The sequence below is a fragment of the Polyangium sp. 6x1 genome, from assembly GCF_029946515.1.
In the GTDB taxonomy this organism is placed as follows: domain Bacteria; phylum Myxococcota_A; class Polyangia; order Polyangiales; family Polyangiaceae; genus Polyangium.
The window spans coordinates 1-16,785 of sequence record NZ_JARZHH010000024.1; the positions used below are offsets into that span (position 1 = coordinate 1).

At 71.3% G+C, this 16,785-nt stretch carries 11 protein-coding genes; 2 read left to right on the plus strand and 9 right to left on the minus strand.

Annotation, left to right across the window (positions count from 1 at the left end):
* From QHF85_RS22500 to QHF85_RS22535, 8 genes are all read right to left on the minus strand, one after another.
* Nucleotides 1-1,406, minus strand: a 1,406-nt coding sequence (locus tag QHF85_RS22500) for a DUF2169 domain-containing protein (protein WP_281329326.1), incomplete at its 3' end; no start/stop codon positions are given.
* A 59-nt stretch (nucleotides 1,407-1,465) separates the two neighbouring features.
* A complete protein-coding gene (locus QHF85_RS22505; RefSeq protein ID WP_281329327.1) occupies nucleotides 1,466-2,113 on the minus strand; it encodes a TetR/AcrR family transcriptional regulator in 648 nt (215 codons plus the stop codon).
* Complete coding sequence (locus tag QHF85_RS22510) at nucleotides 2,113-2,946, minus strand: SDR family NAD(P)-dependent oxidoreductase (RefSeq protein WP_281329328.1); 834 nt, start codon at nucleotides 2,944-2,946, stop codon at nucleotides 2,113-2,115. The genes QHF85_RS22505 and QHF85_RS22510 overlap by 1 nt, the downstream gene beginning before the upstream one ends.
* Nucleotides 2,947-3,364: 418 nt before the next feature.
* Complete coding sequence (locus QHF85_RS22515) at nucleotides 3,365-4,012, minus strand: hypothetical protein (RefSeq protein ID WP_281329329.1); 648 nt, start codon at nucleotides 4,010-4,012, stop codon at nucleotides 3,365-3,367.
* Nucleotides 4,009-5,412: a selenium-binding protein SBP56-related protein gene (locus QHF85_RS22520; protein WP_281329330.1), complete on the minus strand. Its 1,404-nt coding sequence runs from the start codon at nucleotides 5,410-5,412 to the stop codon at nucleotides 4,009-4,011. The genes QHF85_RS22515 and QHF85_RS22520 overlap by 4 nt, the downstream gene beginning before the upstream one ends.
* Nucleotides 5,413-5,545: 133 nt before the next feature.
* The gene (locus tag QHF85_RS22525; protein ID WP_281329331.1) at nucleotides 5,546-6,649 is read right to left on the minus strand and encodes a hypothetical protein; all 1,104 of its coding nucleotides are present in this window, start codon (nucleotides 6,647-6,649) and stop codon (nucleotides 5,546-5,548) included.
* 12 nt (nucleotides 6,650-6,661) lie between these two features.
* Complete coding sequence (locus tag QHF85_RS22530; RefSeq protein WP_281329332.1) at nucleotides 6,662-11,053, minus strand: sigma 54-interacting transcriptional regulator; 4,392 nt, start codon at nucleotides 11,051-11,053, stop codon at nucleotides 6,662-6,664.
* Between the two features lie 19 nt (nucleotides 11,054-11,072).
* Nucleotides 11,073-12,470: a hypothetical protein gene (locus QHF85_RS22535; protein ID WP_281329333.1), complete on the minus strand. Its 1,398-nt coding sequence runs from the start codon at nucleotides 12,468-12,470 to the stop codon at nucleotides 11,073-11,075.
* Nucleotides 12,471-12,723: 253 nt separating this feature from the next.
* Between QHF85_RS22535 and QHF85_RS22540 the strand changes: the two genes are divergently transcribed.
* A complete protein-coding gene (locus QHF85_RS22540) occupies nucleotides 12,724-15,891 on the plus strand; it encodes a GAF domain-containing protein (protein WP_281329334.1) in 3,168 nt (1,055 codons plus the stop codon).
* A 33-nt stretch (nucleotides 15,892-15,924) separates the two neighbouring features.
* Here the strand turns inward: QHF85_RS22540 and QHF85_RS22545 are convergent, their stop codons facing one another.
* The gene (locus tag QHF85_RS22545) at nucleotides 15,925-16,380 is read right to left on the minus strand and encodes a hypothetical protein (RefSeq protein WP_281329335.1); all 456 of its coding nucleotides are present in this window, start codon (nucleotides 16,378-16,380) and stop codon (nucleotides 15,925-15,927) included.
* A 137-nt stretch (nucleotides 16,381-16,517) separates the two neighbouring features.
* Between QHF85_RS22545 and QHF85_RS22550 the strand changes: the two genes are divergently transcribed.
* Nucleotides 16,518-16,775, plus strand: coding sequence for a hypothetical protein (locus tag QHF85_RS22550; RefSeq protein ID WP_281329336.1), 258 nt, complete (start codon nucleotides 16,518-16,520; stop codon nucleotides 16,773-16,775).
* Nucleotides 16,776-16,785 lie beyond the last annotated feature (10 nt).

Consider the following 16,785-nt stretch of genomic DNA (forward strand, 5'->3'; position numbering starts at 1 on the left):
GGCGCGGCAGCGGGCGCAGGCGCGGCAGCGGGCGCAGGCGCGGCAGCGGGCACAGCAACGGGCGCGGCGACCTTTCCCGGACGCGGCGGCGAAGGCCGCGGGGCCGCGAGCGGGCTCCCCGCGCTCGCTCCCGCCGGTTTGGCGAGGCGCGGCGCGAGGGGCGCGGGCGGCTTGATCGGCGGCTTGCTCGCCGGCGTGGCGGGCTTGCCGGTCGAAGGCGGAGGCGGCGGCGCGGGCGCGTTCGGGAGCGGATCGACCCGGCGTCCGATCTCGCGCGAAGGCGGCGGCGCTGCGGCCTTCGGCATGTCGAGCGTCGTGTCCTCGGTGAGCGGCTCCGCGATGGGCTTCGGCGACGGCGCCATGGGCGGCGGCGGGAGCGGCGGCGCCGCGATCGCATCCTCGGGAGCGCGGAACGGCAACGCAGGCGTGGCGCTCGGCAGGCCGAGCTCGCTCCGGTCCGTGGGCATCGGCAACGTGCGCGAGCGCTGCCGCTTCGAGGACTCGGGCGGCGAGGGATCCACGAACGTGATCGCCGGCGCCTCCGCCTGCTCCGGCAGCACCATCGTGTCGCCGCTCTTCGGGGCGATGAGCACCGCGTCGTGCCGCATCTCCAGCAAGCTCAGGCCCGCCTCGACGTCCTCCTCCAGCGACTCGCCGAGGCGCAGGAACCGATCGATCCGCTCTGCGCGGATGCGCTTGCCCTCCGGATGCGCGGCGACGACGATCTTGCCCAGGTCGGCCTCCGCGCCGCTCTTCAGATCGGCCACGCCGCGGAACGTGAGGACCATCGACTTCTCTGCGGCGTCGATGCAGAGCGTGTCGCAACGGAGCACGATCTCGGTCACGCGCCCGCCCTTCGGATCGACGCGGAAGGCGTGGGGACGGCGCTGCGGCAGGCGCGTCTCGATCCGGCCGGACGTGGGCAGGACGCGGTCCATGCCGATGGAGGCGGCGCTGCGGAGCAGGTCGATCCGCTGGTCGCGCGGCGCGCTCTGGAAGAACGAGAAGTCGAAGCCCTCGGGCGGCGGGCCCGCAGTCCGCGCCTCTCCGGCGAGCACCGCCTGCGCCCAGGCATACGCCTCGTCGCCGAGGAGCAGCCGGCGCGAGGGGGCCTGCGGGAGCATCGGGCCACCGGCGGGCAGGACGGCGCCTTCGACGGTGACGCGCGCCTCGGGATCGGTCGCGCCGAGGACGAGGACGTCCACGCGGGGCTTGAGTGGCGAGAGATCCTCGGCGCCGCCCTCGGCGAGCGTCGTCACGGGCACCTGCGTCTCGGCGACGGTCGCCTCGCCGCCGGGCACGAGGGTGAACGTCGCCTTGACGATCACCGTGAGCGAATAGGCGCCAGGCGCAGCCTGCCAGATCAAGGCCCCGGCGCGAAAGGGGCAGAGCGAAAGGACCTCCACGCGGCGCGCAGTGTACGAAGAGCGAGCGGAGTCTGCGAGAGCTTCTTCGTGGATCCCCGTCAACGATCCTTCCGCCGAGCCCGTCGCCGGAGGCCCGGGGGCCGCCGCCGGGGCGCGCGGCGGAGCGCTTGCCAGATGCGTTCGGGCAGCTCCCGCGCCGCCTCGTCGAGGTCGATCTCGGGGGCGCCGGCGAGCCAGCGCCGGGCCGTCTCCGCGACCGGGCCGATGACGAGCATCTCGATCAAGGGCTCGGGCAGGGCCACGATGCGGCCGGCCTTCACGTGGGGCCGGAGCCACGCGGAGATGGCGGCGATGCGGCCCTGCTTGGAGGCGGCGATCGTGGCTGCATGGGCGGGCAGGAAGCTCGCATACGCCGAGGCATGCACGAAGCGCGCGGACGCCGGCTGCGCGGCGGTGTGTCGCAAGTAGGCCTGCACCAGGGCTGCGACACCGGCCCGGGCGCCGCGTACGCCTTCGAGCGAGGCCACGAGGTCATCGAGCAGCGCGCCCATGCAGCGGGCATACAGCGCGGCGGCGAGGCCGTCCGCATTGCCGAAATGATGATACAGGCTGCCGAGGCTCACCCCGCTCGCAGCCACGACGGCGTGCACGGTGAATGCCTCGTGCCCGCCTTTCGCGAAGACGTCGAGCGCCGCGTCCAGCAAGCGCTTCGTCGTATCCTCGCCGCGCTTCTGCTTCGGCGCCATCAGCCCGCCTCGAGGACTTCGGAGAGTTTTTCCGCCTGCGACCAGAGCTTTGCAGCGAGCGCCTCGTCTCGCGCGATGGGGAGAAGCTCCGTCTCCACGTCGAGGTGGTAATACCTGCCCGTCACGCCGTCGAGCGCCGGATCGAGCGCGAGCCTCACGACGGGCCGCGCGCCCTCCTCGGGGGATTTCCACAGCCGCTTCACCACGCGCAGCAATCGTCCGAGCATCCCTTTCCGATCCCCGAGCCCCGTGCGAATGACGCCGGGGTGCAGCGCGAGGATCGTCGGCCCGCGCTCCTTCCACCGCGCCGCGAACCGCGGCACGAGGAGCAAATTGCAGAGCTTCGTCGTGGGATAGGTCCCGAGCGGCTGGAAGTCTTCCCCCGTGGGCGTCTTTTCGAGGTCGGGGCGGCCCTTCACGTAAAGGCCCGCGCTCACCTGCACGACGCGGCTCCGGCTCTCGACGAGCCGCGCTTCGAGCAGATGATTGAGCATGAAGGGCGCGAGGTGATTCACCACGAACGCCATCTCGAGCCCGTCCTCGTTCAGGATCCGCTCGCTCGGCCAGAGCCCCGCATTGTGGATCAACACGTCGATCCGCGGGCAGGCCGCGAGGATCGCGTCCGCCGTTTCTCGAATGCCGCGTTTCGTGGAGAGATCCCCCGTCACGAGCGTGACCTCCCCGGGACCCGCGCCGCGCAGCTCTTCGAGCGCTCGCTCCCCGCGCGCGCGGTCCCTCGCATGCAGCACCACGCGGCACCCGCGCGTGATGAGCTCCCGCGCCACGGCCCGCCCGATGCCCCGGTTTCCCCCCGTGACGACGACGGTCTTCATGCGCCAAGCGTACCCCGGGACTGGAACAACGTTCTAGAACATTGTTCCAGTTCCGGGACGCCTGGGCGGAGCATTGGTCTCATCGAGGAGCCGCCGCGCCGGGGCGCTGCCCCGGGCCCCGCGAGGGCTATCCGCCCCTCGACCCGGACCAGGGCCAGCCCTGGACCTTTTTGGGAAGAACTGCGCGATGCGCAGTTCTTCCCACAGGCCGGTGGTACCGCCTTGCCAGCGAAACCGTCAGCGCTGCTGTCTTGGTTGGCAGGGTCGCCCGCTGGTCTTGACCCGGCTGTTCGATGAACTGCGCATCGCGCAGTTCATCGACCCCGAGTCCAGCGCTTGCGCTGGTCCAGGTCCAGGAGCGGACAGCTCCTGGTGGGGCCTGGGGCAAAGCCCCAGCGAAGCGCCAGGGTGAGCCCGTTCAAAGCAAGAGCCCGAGCACCCCCGCGAGGATCAAGGCTCCCGCCCAGACGCGATCGAGGTCGAACCACGCGCGCCGGAGCATCGCGAGCCCGACCTTGTAGTAGACGACGAGCGCCACGATCGCCGAGACCGCCAGCATCGCCAGCGTGTGCAGCGCGATCGCGGCCAGGTATCCGCCGGGGCTCGACAGCGAGATCCCCGCGGCGTCGTGGCAAGACGGCCCGTGGCAAGGCGCGGGGTTGTCCTCGCCGAGCACGAAGACCGGCAGGAGCATGAGCCCCGCGCCGTGCGCCGTGGCCATCAGGAACGACCACACCACGAGGTCACGCGCATTGACGCGCATGCCCACCCAGCGCGGGTGCCGCGGGCGCACGAGCTTGAAGATGCCGAACGTCACGAGCACGCCGCCGGTGATCCACGGCAGGATGCCCGTCGGAATGCTCGCCTTGCCCGCCGCGAGCAGCCCCACCGCGAGCCCGACGCTCGCGGCGTGACCGATCGCGATGGGCAAGAGCGCGCGCAGCACCGCTTTGCCGCTCTTCTCTTGCAGACCGAGCGCCACCGCGAAGAGCCAGCCCATGCCGGGGCTCAAGCCGTGGTAGGCGCCGAGGGCCGCGAGCGTGATCCAGGGCCAGATGCTCGTCACGGGTAACAGAATGAATCCGAGGAAGCGTCGCCGCCTTCGAGCCGGACCTGGTGGGCGCGGCGCGGCCCGAAGTCCACGAAGAAGTCAGGATCCAGCGAGATCCCGCCGCCTTCCTTGACGTCGACCTTGACCATCCAGCCCTTGAGCCCGTCCGGATAGAACTGCTCGTCCCAGGTCGTGTAGAGGCCGCTCGTGAAATAGATGCGCTTGCCGTCGCGGCTCACCTCGACCATCTGCGGCGCGCCCGTGAGCGGACCGCCCGAACGCGGGTGCGGCGTGCGCCGCGCGATGCCGCCGATGTGCACCGAACCCACGTGCTTCGGCTCGTGCGGGTTCGACACGTCGTATTGCCTGAGCTCGCCCGTGCCCCAGCAGGACACATAAAGATACTTGTCGTCGAGCGAGAGGTTGATGTCCGTCACGAGCGGCGGCACCGCGCCGAAGCCCTTGAGCAGCGGCGGCAAGAGGTCCGCCGAGGCGGGCTCGGCCGGGATCGTGATCACCTTCTTGATCGCCCAGCGCTCCCCGTCGCGGTACCAGAGCCAGACCGAGGCCGAGAGGTCCGCGACGCTGATGACGACGCCCATGAAGCCCCAGGCCTTCGTGGGATCGTGCGCGGGGCGCAGCTCCAGGGCCATCTGGTTTTCGTCGCCAATGTCGAGCGCCTGGACGTGCTTGCGGCGCCGGAGATCCCAGACGTGCAGCCGGTGGCCGTACTTCTTGCCGAGGAGCAGCTCGGGCACCACGCCGTCCTCGATCATCTTCGGCGTGCCCCACTCGCTCGAAATCAACGTGTCGTGGCCGAGGTGCCACCAGAAATCGTAGTGCAGGTGCTGCGGGCCGCGGTCGATCTCCCAGCGGCCGAGCACGTCGAAGCTCTCGCAGTCGAGGAGGAAGATGCCGCCGGGGCCCTCGCCCTCGGGGTTGCCGAGCGCCGAGACGTAAATCCCGTCGGGCCCGCAGTGCAGCGTGTGCGGGCGCGAGTAGCCGGTGCGCGAGGCGATCTCCTCGGCCTCGATCGTGCGCACGAGCTTCGGCTTGCGCGGATCGAGCTTCGTGTCGAAGACGTAGATGCGCGACGAACGCAGGGCCGGCAGCATCAGGTAGCGGCGCTCGACGTGGGGGTGCGGCGCGTACGGGCAGAGCGCGGCGCTGCACGCGTTCCAGCCGGAATGGTGCAGCTCGTCGCCGAAGTTCGGCACCTCGGCGAGCGCGATGATCTGGCCGTACGTCGGCGACCGGGGATCGAGGTCGACCGTGGCGAGGCCGTCACGGAGCGGGTTCGGTCGTCCGAGCACGGCGTTCGCGTCCGGGGCGGCGACGTAAGCGAGGCGCTCGCGCGGCGCGTCCATGGCCATACGCGGCGACGGATAAAACGTGGGATCGGGTCGGAAGGGCATGGCTTCTCCGGGGAGACGGCCGGAGGATAAGGCCATGTCGCGCTTGCTTGAAAGACAAATGATGCGCGAAATTCTGCTTACGATAGCGCTGTTTGCCGCGACGGGCTGCGGTCCGAGCGTCCACGTCGATTCATCACCGCTCCGCCGCGCGAATCACCATGGCGCCGTCCGCCGCGCGCGCCGCCACCAGGGTCATCCCCTCCCCCGCCACCGGCGCGTGAAGCTCATTGCCTTCCATGCCCGTCACCACCGTCGCGCCCGCGCCGAGATCGGCCGGCTGTCGATAGAGCGCGGCGGGCATGCCGCTGCGCCATTGCACCCATTCGATCCACGCCCCCCGCGCCGTCGGCCGCACGTAAGGGCTCGCCGTCTCGATGTCCACGACCGCCACGTCCGCCTCCCCAGCGTCGCTCACGCCCCCCACGAGGAGCGTGTACGCGCTGAACTTCGGCTCCGGGTGCAGCGGCCCCCATTCGAGGTAGACCACGCGCCCCTCCGCGCCGAGGAGCGGAAAGGCCTGTTTTCCCGGCCGCGCGCGGCGCGTCGTTCGCCCCGTCGCGCGCTCCATCACCACCACGTCCGCCGCGTCGGTCGCGTCCTCGTCGAACCGACCATCCACGTCCTCCGCGAAATCGGCGAACGCCACGTGCGCGGCCGATACATCGGGGAACCGCTGCTGTCCGGGCCCACTCGCCACGACCACGGCGGAGGGTTGTCCCGGCTCGTAAAGGAAGACATCCGTATCCCCCGCTTCGTCCGCCGAGAGCCACCCCGTGAACGCCACCGCGTCGCCCGCCGCGCGTGGCTCGGCCGCGTGATCAAAAGCGCCCGTCACCGTCCTCGTCGCGCCCTCCGCGCGCACCCGCACCACGCGCCGCCCCGCCTCCACGGCTTCCCACGCCACGACGCCTCCGAATGCGGTGGGCCTGCGCGGCGCCTCCGCCGCCGCCGCGACGGTCTCCTCCTTGCCGCCGCGCGCGAGGTCCCGCGCCCGCAGCGATCCGTCCGGATGCACGTACACGAGCAGGCAACCGGTCACCGCGTGCGGCGCATATCCCAGCGAATACCCGCTCTGCCCCGCGCCGTCCGTCGCCGCGACCTCGAGCCCCTCGGCCGCGGTCGCGGCGCAGCCGAGAGGCTCGGTTCCATCGGACGAACTCGAAGCTTCCCCCGCACAACCCGCGAGGAGAACCGCACCCAAGAGGCCGAGCCCTGTCCGCATTGCATCCCTGGCCATCACGCCCACCATCTACTTGACCTTTTTCCGTGAAGGGGCCGGCTCGCGCATCCCGAGCCGCACCATTCGTTTCTTGAGCCCCTGCCTCGACAAACCCAGCCGCAAAGCCGCCTGGCTGATGTTCCCTCCCGTCTCGGCGAGGGCACGCCGGATCGGCGCGCGCTCGTCCGCCGCGGGGCTCGGCGCGCCCCTCCCCCGCATCGCCCGCGGCAGGTGCGCGCGCTCGATCCGCGACGCGCCGAGCGCGCCGAGCCGCTCCATCACGTTGCGCAGCTCGCGCACGTTGCCGGGCCATGGATGCGCCGATAACGCGGCGAGCGCGTCCTCGGCGAACGTCGCGCCCGGGAAGAACGCGCGGCAAAGGAGCGGCACGTCCTCGGCGCGCTCGCGCAAGGGCGGGACGCGGATCGTGATCGCGTTCAAACGATAAAAGAGATCCTGCCGGAAGCTGCCGCCAGAGGCCGCCTCTTCGAGGTCGCGGTTCGTCGCGGCCACGATCCGCACGTCGAATGCGCGCTCCTCGTCGCTGCCGATCGGCCGGAACCGCCGCGCTTCGAGCGCCCGGAGCAGCGAGGCCTGCCGGAGGAGCGAAAGCTCGCCTATCTCGTCGAGCAAGAGCGTCCCCCCATTCGCCTGCGCGAGCAGCCCCGTGCGCGCCCGCTCCGCGCCCGTGAAGGCGCCCCGCGCGTGCCCGAAGAGCTCCGCCTCGAAGAGCGTGTCCGGGATCCCGCCGCAGTTCATCGCGACGAACGGGCCCCGCGCCCGCGGGCCGAGGTCGTGGAGCGCCCGCGCGAAGAGCTCCTTTCCCACGCCGGTCTCGCCCACGACGAGGACCGGCAGATCACTCGGCAACGCCGCCTCGAGCCGGCCGAGCGCGCGCGTGAGCGCGGGGGAATCGCCCACGATCCCCGGGAAGCTGCGGCGCGGCCCGGAGACCGGAATCAGCGTCGTCGCGCCGGACGGATCCACCGATGGTTTTCCGGCCAAACCTGGATCCTTCCGCGCCGCCGGGCGCGGGGCCTGCGCCTCCGCCTCCGGCTCCGCAGCCTCCGACAGGCGGAAGACGAGCGCCGCGAGGATGCCCCATCGACGCGCCTCCGCGGCCGTGACGCGATCGAACGCGCCGGGCCGGAATCGATGCTCGACGACGACCACGGGGCTGCCGTGGGGTCCCTCGGGCCCCACGACGACGAGGCGCGCGCCCCGTCCTCCCGCCGTGGGTATGTCGCGCTGATACAATGGCTCCGCGCTGCCGAAAGCCTCCCGCAAAAGGCCCGCGTCGAGCCGTTGCCCCGCCTCCGCGAGGGCGAGCCCGTCGAGATCCGCGCCGTACACCGGGCCGATCCGCGCCGCCCCCGAGGCAAGCGCCACGAACGCCCGCTCGGCGCCCGCGCGCGAGACGATGCGCCGCGCGAGATCGAAGCCGAGCTCATCGGGATGCGTGCGCGTCGCGGCCGCCAGAAAATCCCAGAGCGCCTCGTCCCCCGCGTCGTCCGCCGCCATGCCCCGAGCATATCCATCGCCCTCGGGCCCGCCAAAAGGAACCGGGCGCCGCGCCGCGAGCGCATGCCAAAGGGCCTCCCGCGCTTCGGACGCGCCCTCCACGAGCTCGGCCGTCCGCGCGCGCCGGAGCGCGCCGATCGCGATCCGCGCCGCGCGCCGCGGCTCCGCAGGCAATGTCGCGAGCCGCGCCTCCACCTCCGCAACGCAGGCCCGCACATCGACGAGCGCGTCGCGCGCCCGCGCCTCGGCCGAGAGCTCACCGAGCGCCACGAGCGCGCCCGCGCCGTCGCCCGCGCGGGCCCGGATCCGCGCGCGCAGAATCGAGAGATCGGCCCGCACCACGGCGGGGAGCGATTCCCCGAGCGCCCACGCCTCCGCGACGAACGGCGCCGCCGCGGGGAACTGGCCCCGACGAACCTCGAGCTCGGCCCGCGCGAAGAGGCACCAGCCGAGCCCTGCTTCCTGCCCGAGGGATCGCGAGAGCAACGTCGCCTCGCCGAGCGCGGCTTCCGCCTCCGCGTGCCGCCCCGCGCGCCCGAGCGCCATGCCGAGGTTCATCAGGCACGAGCGCATGCCGGCCCTATCCCCGAGGCGCCGCTTCTCCCCGAGCGCACGCGAAAACGTGGCGATCGCCTGTTCGGCGCGATTGCGATACAGCGCGACGACACCCGCGTTGTGGTGGATCCGCGCGAGCTCTTCGGGATCGTCGGAGCCCCGCTCGCCGAGAATCTCCTGCGCGCGGGCGAGGTGCTCGGCCGCGTCGGTGTAATGGGCGGAAAACAGGGCCACGAGGCCCAGCGTGCCGTGGGCGAACGCCTCGTCTTGCCGCTCGTTCGTGCGCCGCGCCGCCGCGAGCGCCTCCTCGGCGAGCGTGCGCGCTTCGGACGCCTCCCCGGCGCGGGCCTTTTGCTCGGCGCGCCGCCGCAAGGAGAGCGAGCGCAAGCGCGCGTCCTCGGACGCCGCCTCGTCGAGCCAGCGCAAGACCTCGGGGTGGGCCCCCGGCAAACCCGCGTCGCGCACCAGCCGCTCCAGCCGGCAAAGCGAGGCCGGCGTGCGCCACGCGGGGTTCTGCAGGAGCGATAGCAGCGCTTCGATTTCGAGGGAAAGGAGCCCACTCTCCCGCGCTGCTCGCGCAGCCCGCGCGTACATCTCCTCGCGCCGCGCCGGCAGGGCCGCCGCGGGCGCCGCCTTCGCCACGGAGAGCAGCGCCGCGGCGCCGGCGTCCGGTTCGCCCAGCCAAACCTCGGCCGTGAGGTCCACGAGCGCCGGCGTGGCGAGGGCCGCCGCGAGGTCGGGCCCGAGCTCGGGCGAGGCGAGCACGTACCGCACGTCTCCCGACGCCTGCCGACCGATCAAGGACGCCGAGAGCAGCTCGACGAGGAGCGACGCCCCCTCGCCTCCCAGGCGTCGCGTGATCGCATGGCAGACGCTCTCGGGCATGGCCCCGCCCGACAGCGCGATCGCCGCGAGAATGCCCCTCGCCCCTTCCGACAACCCCGACGCCCGCCCGAGCGCCGTGTCCCGTTCGAGCGGCACCCGCCCGAGCGACGCGAGGAGCCATCCGGGCAAACCCTCCGAAGCCGCCCGCGCTCGTTCCATCGCCGCCGCATCGGACAAACCGAGCGAATGACAAAGCGTGACGAACGCCTCCCCCGCGAGCGGCTCGATGCGCAGCACGTCCGCGCCCCGAGGCGCGGCGCGCGCCGTCACCACCACGTCGAGCCCCGGCGCGCCCGCTCCCCGGCAACGATACACGTCGAGGGCCGCCGCGAGCTCGGGCGGACCCGATTCGAGCCCGTCGATCAAGAGCAGCGCCGCCCCGCCGTCCGCCGCGGCCGCGAGCGGCGGCGTCGGGTCCATTCCACGGAAAAACCCGATGAGGCGCGGCACGAGCGAGCCGGCCTCCGCGGGCAAACCGACGAGCCGCGCCGTACGCCCCGCGCAAAGCGTACGCGTCAAGAGCTCACGCGCGAGGTGGCTCTTGCCCGCCCCGCTCGGCCCCACGACGTACCGCACCGGCGACGTGGACGGCGCGGAGAGCGCGGCGATCTCGGCCTCGCGGCCAACGGGCGTCGGCGGCGCCCCGAGCCGCTCACCCGCGCGCATCGCCGAGGCCCCGAGGGACGACAAGACACGGCGCGCGTCCTCCGGCCGATCGAGCGGGTGCTGCTCCACGAGCGCCTCGACGATCTCGACGAGCGCCGGCCGGAGCCACGAGCACGACACCGAGAGCCTCTTTTTCGTGGTTCCGAGCGGCGGGGGCGCTCCCGTCGCCGCCGCCCAGGCGAGCGCGCCGAGGCCATACAGATCCGAACGAATCGTCGGCGCGCCGCCCGCCAGCACCTCGGGCGCCGCATACCCGGGCGACGCCGCGATCGTTTGTCCCGGCGCGCGGGCCCGGAACGAAACCGCCGCGCCGAGATCGAGCAGGACGGGCCGCGCCCCGCGCGCCTCGGGCCGCATCCGCACGTGCGCCGGCTTGAGATCCCCATGCAAAAAACCCGCGTCGTGCAAGGCCGCGAGCGAGGCCGCGACGCCCGCGCAGAGGTCCGCGAGCCGCCGATTGCGATCCGCGTCGCCCTCTGCGCCTCGCACCCAGCTCGCCGCGTCGAGCCCCGGAACGAAATCCTCCACCAGAAAGGGCGCGCCCGTCCGTTCGTCGTGGCCGAGGTCGTGCGCTCGCACGATCCCCGGCAGCCGCAGCCGCGAGAGGAGCGCAAACTCGCCCAGCAAGGCCGAGGGCTCGAACGCGCCGGGCCGGAACACCTTCGCCGTGAGCGCGCGGCCCGGCTCCTCCCGATCGATCACGCGCAGCACGATCCCCTGCGCGCCACGCCCGAGCACCTCGCCGGCCGCATAACGGGCATGCACGAACCGCGCATCTCGGTCACGGCGTCCCATGGCGTCCGAGTCTATCCGCTCATTCGCCCACCGTGGCGCGCGTCTCGGCCGAGGTCACGGACGCGAGGAACGGCTCGCCCCAGGAGGGCTCGGCGAGCAGGCCGAGGGCGCGGCGCAGGCGCGGCTCGGCGAAGCGGCCGAGGCCGAGGAAATGGGCCTTCGCCGCGGCCTCGGTCGCCGGATCCGAGAGGCCCTTCGCCGCGGCGACGTCGCCCTCTTCGAGGTCGGGCGTGATCACCTCGACGCGGATCATCATGACGCGAATCACGCTGTCCGGCGCGGGGTCGACGGAGAGGGGCAAGGTCGCGTCGGTCCACGCCTGGGGCGCGAGGTAAAACACCCGCAGGCCCGGGGTGCGAAACCATTGCCGTTTCCAGGTGGCCACCATGGCGAGGGATTCGTCGTGGTAGAGCCCCGCGCCGTCGAGCGCGCCCGTCACGGCGTCGCCGAGGGCCTCGGCGAAGGCGTCGAGCGGCTCGGCCGCGGCGAGCGCGGGGGCTTCGAGGTCCACGGTTTGGCCGGGCAAGACGCCCGCGGGGACGACGGAGAACGCGCCGCCCGCGGGCCCGACGTTCACGACGAAGAGCGCTCCGAGCGCGTCGGGCAAGGTGTTCTCGACGCGGACCGTGCTCGCGGCCGCGGTCACGCGCGCAGGCGGCGTGAGGTTGCCGAGGCCGCGATAAAAGAGGAAACGCTCGGCCTCGGGTGCCCCGCTCGCCGTCGGCGCGGCCGTCACGCGCACCGCGTTCGCGTCGACGGCGCGCGCGTGGCTCCACGTGAATGCGTCGAGCGAGGCCTCGGGCATCGCCACGTCCTCGCCCCGCGGCAGGATCTCCACGTCGCCCCAGTCGAGCAGCCCCTGCCCGACGGCGCCGTGTTTCTCCTGGCAGGTGGGACCCTTCCAGGGAAACGCCGGATCGAGCACCGGATCGGCGTCCACGAGGAGACCCGGCACCGCGTTCGCCTGCGCCACCCACGGATAGAAGCTCGCCACCGCGGGGTACCATTGCGTGAGCACGCCGCTCGGGAACGCCACCTGCACGCGCGCCTTCATCGGTTTGTCCGAGTAAAAGTACGTGACCGGCGTCTCCATTTTCAGGTGAACCGAGGTCGAGCCCGGCAGGGTGCCGGCGCGGACGCGGTCGTAGACGAAGCTCGGGAGGTCCTCCTCCTCGTGGTGCAATCCGCGCTGCAGCGAGCCGTCCGAGCCCACGACCACAGTATCGGTGCCCCACTCGTGCACGACGAACCCCTTGCCCGCATACGCCGCGGGATCGGCCGAAGGATCGGGCGGGCCTTGCAGGCTCCCCTCCCCGGGCAGAGCGCCTCCGCCGGAGACGACCTCCCCCGCGCAGGCGGAGACGAGGGCGAAGAGGGGGAGCAAAGCAATGCGGGAAACGAACGACGAAGCGGTCATGGCAAGCCTCCGCCCCCTGCCCGAGCAGGGGACGTGCCACCCGGAAAACCTTGCATTTTCGCGCCATCACCCGCCGGGAGATGGCAACCGGTTGCCAGCGCCGGTGGAAACCACGCCAGCGGGTTACCGTCGGTCGGGACGAGCGAGCGCCCTCCGGCTCGGCCTGATCTCCTCGTTCCTTCCCTACGCATTGCCCGGAGCCGTTGGGTCAGTTACTCTGGCCCCCGATACAGGTTTCCACGGACCAGGGGTCATGCGTGTACAGCCGGTCCCCCCGAATGCAGGGGACGTTTTGCAAAAAGGTGAGGAGGAGCTCGCACGCCGACCGTCCAGGCAGCCTGATCACGCGGCCGAGAACCGCGCCCTCGTCGAGCTCGCCGAGGCGCTGAGCGAACGCCCCGAGGCCATTCTGCCGAAGCTCGTCGAGCTCGCCCTCTCGCTCTGTCACGCGGATACGGCCGGGGTCAGCGTCATCGAGACCCAGGGCGACGAAGAGGTCTTCCGCTGGCGCGCCATCGCGGGCGCGGACGCGGACCTCCTGGGCGGGACGATGCACCGGTACGAGAGCCCCTGCGGCGTCGTCGTCGCCCGCAACGCCACGCTGCTCTTCCTCGACCCCGCCCGCCATTTCACGCGCGAAGGCGTGCCCGACATCGGAGTCGTCGAGGCGTTGACCGTCCCGTTTCACGACGGCGACAAACCCATCGGGACGGTCTGGGTCCTCAGCCGGAGCGAGCATCGCAAGTTCGACCGGGAAGACGCCCGGATCCTCACGAGCCTGTCGCGCTTCGCCAGCAGCGCCGTGAAGGCCCTCGCCCTCTCCGAGGCGCGAAGGCAGGCAAACGAGGTGCTCCGCGCGAGCGAAGCGCGGCATCGCTTCCTCGCGGACCTCGCCGCCGCCACGCAGCCGCTCACGGACCCCGACGAGATCATGGCCACCACGGCCCGTCTCCTCGCCGAGCACCTCGACGCCGACCGCTGCGTCTATGCCGAGGTCGAAAACGAGCATACGTTCGTGGTCACGGGCGATTACGCGCGGGACGTCCCGAGCCTGGTCGGTCGGTGGCCGGTCGCCGGCTTCGGGCTGGAATTCGACCGGGCCATGCGGGCGAACCAGCCGTACGTGATGGACGACGTGGATCAGGATCCCCGTGCCGGGAGCGACCTATCGGCCTATCGGGCGGCGAAGATCCAGGCCGGCATCTGCGTCCCGCTGCACAAGGCCGACAAGTTCATCGCATTGATGGCCGTCGACCAGACGACGCCGCGGCACTGGACCCCCGAGGAAGTGGACCTCGTGCGGCTCGTCGTGGGCCTGTGCTGGGAGGCTCTCGAGCGGGCCCGGACGGTGCGGAGCCTGCGCGAGCGGGACGATCGGCTCTCTTTCGCGGTCGAGCTCTCCGGGATTGGCTTCTGGCATTGCAGCTTGCCGTTCGACGAGCTCACCTGGGACGACCGGGTGAAGGAACATTTCTGGCTCCCCCCCGACGCGCACGTGACGATTCAGATGTTCTACGAGCGCATGCACCCGGACGACAGGGAACCGACGCGGCAGGCGATCGAGGCGTCGATCCAGAAGGGAACGCTGTACGATATCGATTACCGGACCGTGAATCCGGACACCGGGTCGATCAAATGGATCCGCGCGCTCGGCGGGACGGCCTATGGGCCGGACGGGGCGCCCAGGCGCTTCGACGGGGTGACGGTCGACGCCACGGTCCGCAAGCTCCACGAGGGGCAGCTCGCGCGGCTGCTCGAACGCGAGCGCGAGCAGGCCCGGCTCCTCGAACAGGTGGCCGACGCGGCCCTCACGATTCACGCGTCCGGGTCGCTCGACAGCGTGCTGCGTGTCATCACCGAGGAGGCCCGGCGGATCATCGGGGCGCACCAGTCGGTCACCAGCATGACGACGGGCAACGACTGGTCCCAGGCGATCAGCACCGCGTCCCTGTCGTCGAAGTACGAAGGATTCCGCACCTACGAAGCGACGCCAGTCGGCAAGGGCATTTACACGCTCGTCTGCCAGACGAACCGCTCGATGCGGCTCACGCAGGCCGAGCTCGTGTCGCACCCGGCGTGGCGGAACTTCGGCGACCAGGTGGCCCGGCACCCGCCGATGCGCGGCTGGCTGGCGGCGCCGTTCATCGGGCGGAGCGGGAAAAACCTCGGCCTCATCCAGCTCTCCGACAAATTCGAGGGCGAGTTCACGGAGCAGGACGAGGCGATTCTGGTGCAGCTCGCGCACATCGCGTCCGTGGCGATCGAGAACGCGCGGCTCTACGACGAGCTGCGGGATCAGGACCGTCGCAAAGACGAGTTTCTGGCGACGCTGGCGCACGAGCTCCGGAACCCGCTCGCCCCGATTCGCACAGGTCTATCGCTGCTGGAAATGACCCGCGACGAGGCGCAGGCGCGGCGCGTCCGGGCGATGATGGAGCGGCAGGTCGGGCACATGGTGCGCATGGTGGACGACCTGCTCGACGTCTCGCGCATCACGCGGGGAAAGGTGGAGCTGCGCAAGGAGCGGGTGGAGCTCGGGGCGGTGCTGGAGAGCGCGCTGGAGACAAGCCGCCCGCTGATCGAGGCGGCCGGGCATATGTTCTCGGTCTCGCTGCCGACCGACCCCGTATGGCTCTCGGCGGACCCGACGCGCCTGGCGCAGGTCCTGGCGAACCTGCTCAACAACGCGGCGAAGTACACGCCTGCCGGGGGCCGCATCCGGCTCGTCGCGGAGAGGGAGGACGGGGACGTCGTCGTGCGGGTGGAGGACACGGGCGTGGGCATCCCGCCGGAGATGCGGACGAAGGTGTTCGACATGTTCACGCAAGTGGGCCGCTCGATCGAGCGAGCGCAGGGGGGCCTCGGAATCGGTTTGACGCTGGTGCGGCGGCTCGTGGAGCTCCATGGGGGGACGGTGGAAGCCACGAGTGAAGGAGCGTCCCGGGGTTCGGTCTTCACCGTCCGCCTGCCCCTCGGAGACCCGGAAGAAGCAGAAGCAAGCGGTTCGAGCGGAGATCTGCCGGGCAAAGGAGCGGCAGGTGGCCTGAAGGTGCTGGTGGTCGACGACAACGTCGACGGCGCCGAGAGCCTTGCGGAGCTTTTGCAATTGTCGGGGCACACGACCGAAGTGGCGCACACGGGCCCCTCGGCGCTGGTCGCCGCGCGCGCATTCGAGCCGGACGTGGTCTTCCTGGACATCGGTTTGCCGGGAATGACGGGATACGAGGTGGCGCAGCGGCTCCGGGCCGAGGACGGCGCGGGCCGGCTGGTGCTGGTGGCGCTGACGGGCTGGGGGACGGAGGAAGACCGGCGGCAAGCGCGCGAAGCGGGATTCGATTACCACCTGACGAAGCCGGTGGACCTCCGGGAAGTGCAGCGAATCGTGGACGCGGCGGCGGCGAAGATGAAGCGGGTGGCTTGAGCGGCCCTGGCGGGCGTCCTCCGCCGTGCTTCGTCACGGCTCGTCGCGTATCTCGAGCTCGCGCCTGCGCTTGTCGATCCAGGCGCGCGCCTCCGCCTCCGAGCTGAAGAAGACGAGCGGAGGGGAATGGGGCTGGAGCAGCGACGTGGCCTTGTCGACGAGCGCCACGACCACGCGTTGCCGGAAGCTACCATTGAAGAGCACCATGCCCTTGTTTTCGCGTCGCACGGGTGTCGTCGCGGCGCGCGTTCGCGCGCCGGGCAAGACGGCGCCGAGCCGACCGATGTCGATGAGCCAGAACACGTGCGCGAGCCCGCGCGTATCACAAAGCCGCCCAAATTCATCGAAAAAAGCAGCGACGTCGTCCTCGGTGAGGTCTCCCCCGAGACGGATGAAGACGATGCCCACGCTTTCACACCGATACGCGTGCTCCCCGACGTGGTGCCAGCCGTCTCCACCGGAGTCATTCGTCGAGGGGTCCGGGCGCATGAAGGTAGGGAAATAGCACGCTCTTCCCTCGCCAGGAAAGAGCGCGTTTCCACGATCCCGACGGTCCCCTCTTGACCCGCCCGCCCCCCTGCCCGAAGGAGTCGGCAGGGGTCATCCACATCGGGAAAGGGGGATTCATGAAAAAGGCCATCGCCACGCTGGCGCTCCTGTCTCTGTCGGTCGTGGGGTCCGCAATGGTGCCGGCGCGGGTCGCGGAGGCGAGGACGCACTCGTTCGAGCGCACGTGCTGGGACTGGACATGGAAGCGGAACGGCGATCTGTGCTCGCAGTGCCGGACGCGAAATGGTCGCGCGCACCATAGCTGTCTGCCGAACGCGCGCGCATGCCGCGGCGACATCTCGAATCAAAATGGCTGGCTCGTTTGCGGTGGCTGAATCGTCCGTG

Bases quoted from the DNA above. Each gene is read 5' to 3' on its own strand.
- QHF85_RS22550 (WP_281329336.1), top strand. From the start codon at position 16,518: ATGAAAAAGGCCATCGCCACGCTGGCGCTCCTGTCTCTGTCGGTCGTG.
- QHF85_RS22535 (WP_281329333.1), bottom strand. From the start codon at position 12,470: ATGACCGCTTCGTCGTTCGTTTCCCGCATTGCTTTGCTCCCCCTCTTC.
- QHF85_RS22540 (WP_281329334.1), top strand. From the start codon at position 12,724: ATGCGTGTACAGCCGGTCCCCCCGAATGCAGGGGACGTTTTGCAAAAA.
- QHF85_RS22530 (WP_281329332.1), bottom strand. From the start codon at position 11,053: ATGGGACGCCGTGACCGAGATGCGCGGTTCGTGCATGCCCGTTATGCG.
- QHF85_RS22545 (WP_281329335.1), bottom strand. From the start codon at position 16,380: ATGCGCCCGGACCCCTCGACGAATGACTCCGGTGGAGACGGCTGGCAC.
- QHF85_RS22505 (WP_281329327.1), bottom strand. From the start codon at position 2,113: ATGGCGCCGAAGCAGAAGCGCGGCGAGGATACGACGAAGCGCTTGCTG.
- QHF85_RS22510 (WP_281329328.1), bottom strand. From the start codon at position 2,946: ATGAAGACCGTCGTCGTCACGGGGGGAAACCGGGGCATCGGGCGGGCC.
- QHF85_RS22525 (WP_281329331.1), bottom strand. From the start codon at position 6,649: ATGGCCAGGGATGCAATGCGGACAGGGCTCGGCCTCTTGGGTGCGGTT.
- QHF85_RS22520 (WP_281329330.1), bottom strand. From the start codon at position 5,412: ATGCCCTTCCGACCCGATCCCACGTTTTATCCGTCGCCGCGTATGGCC.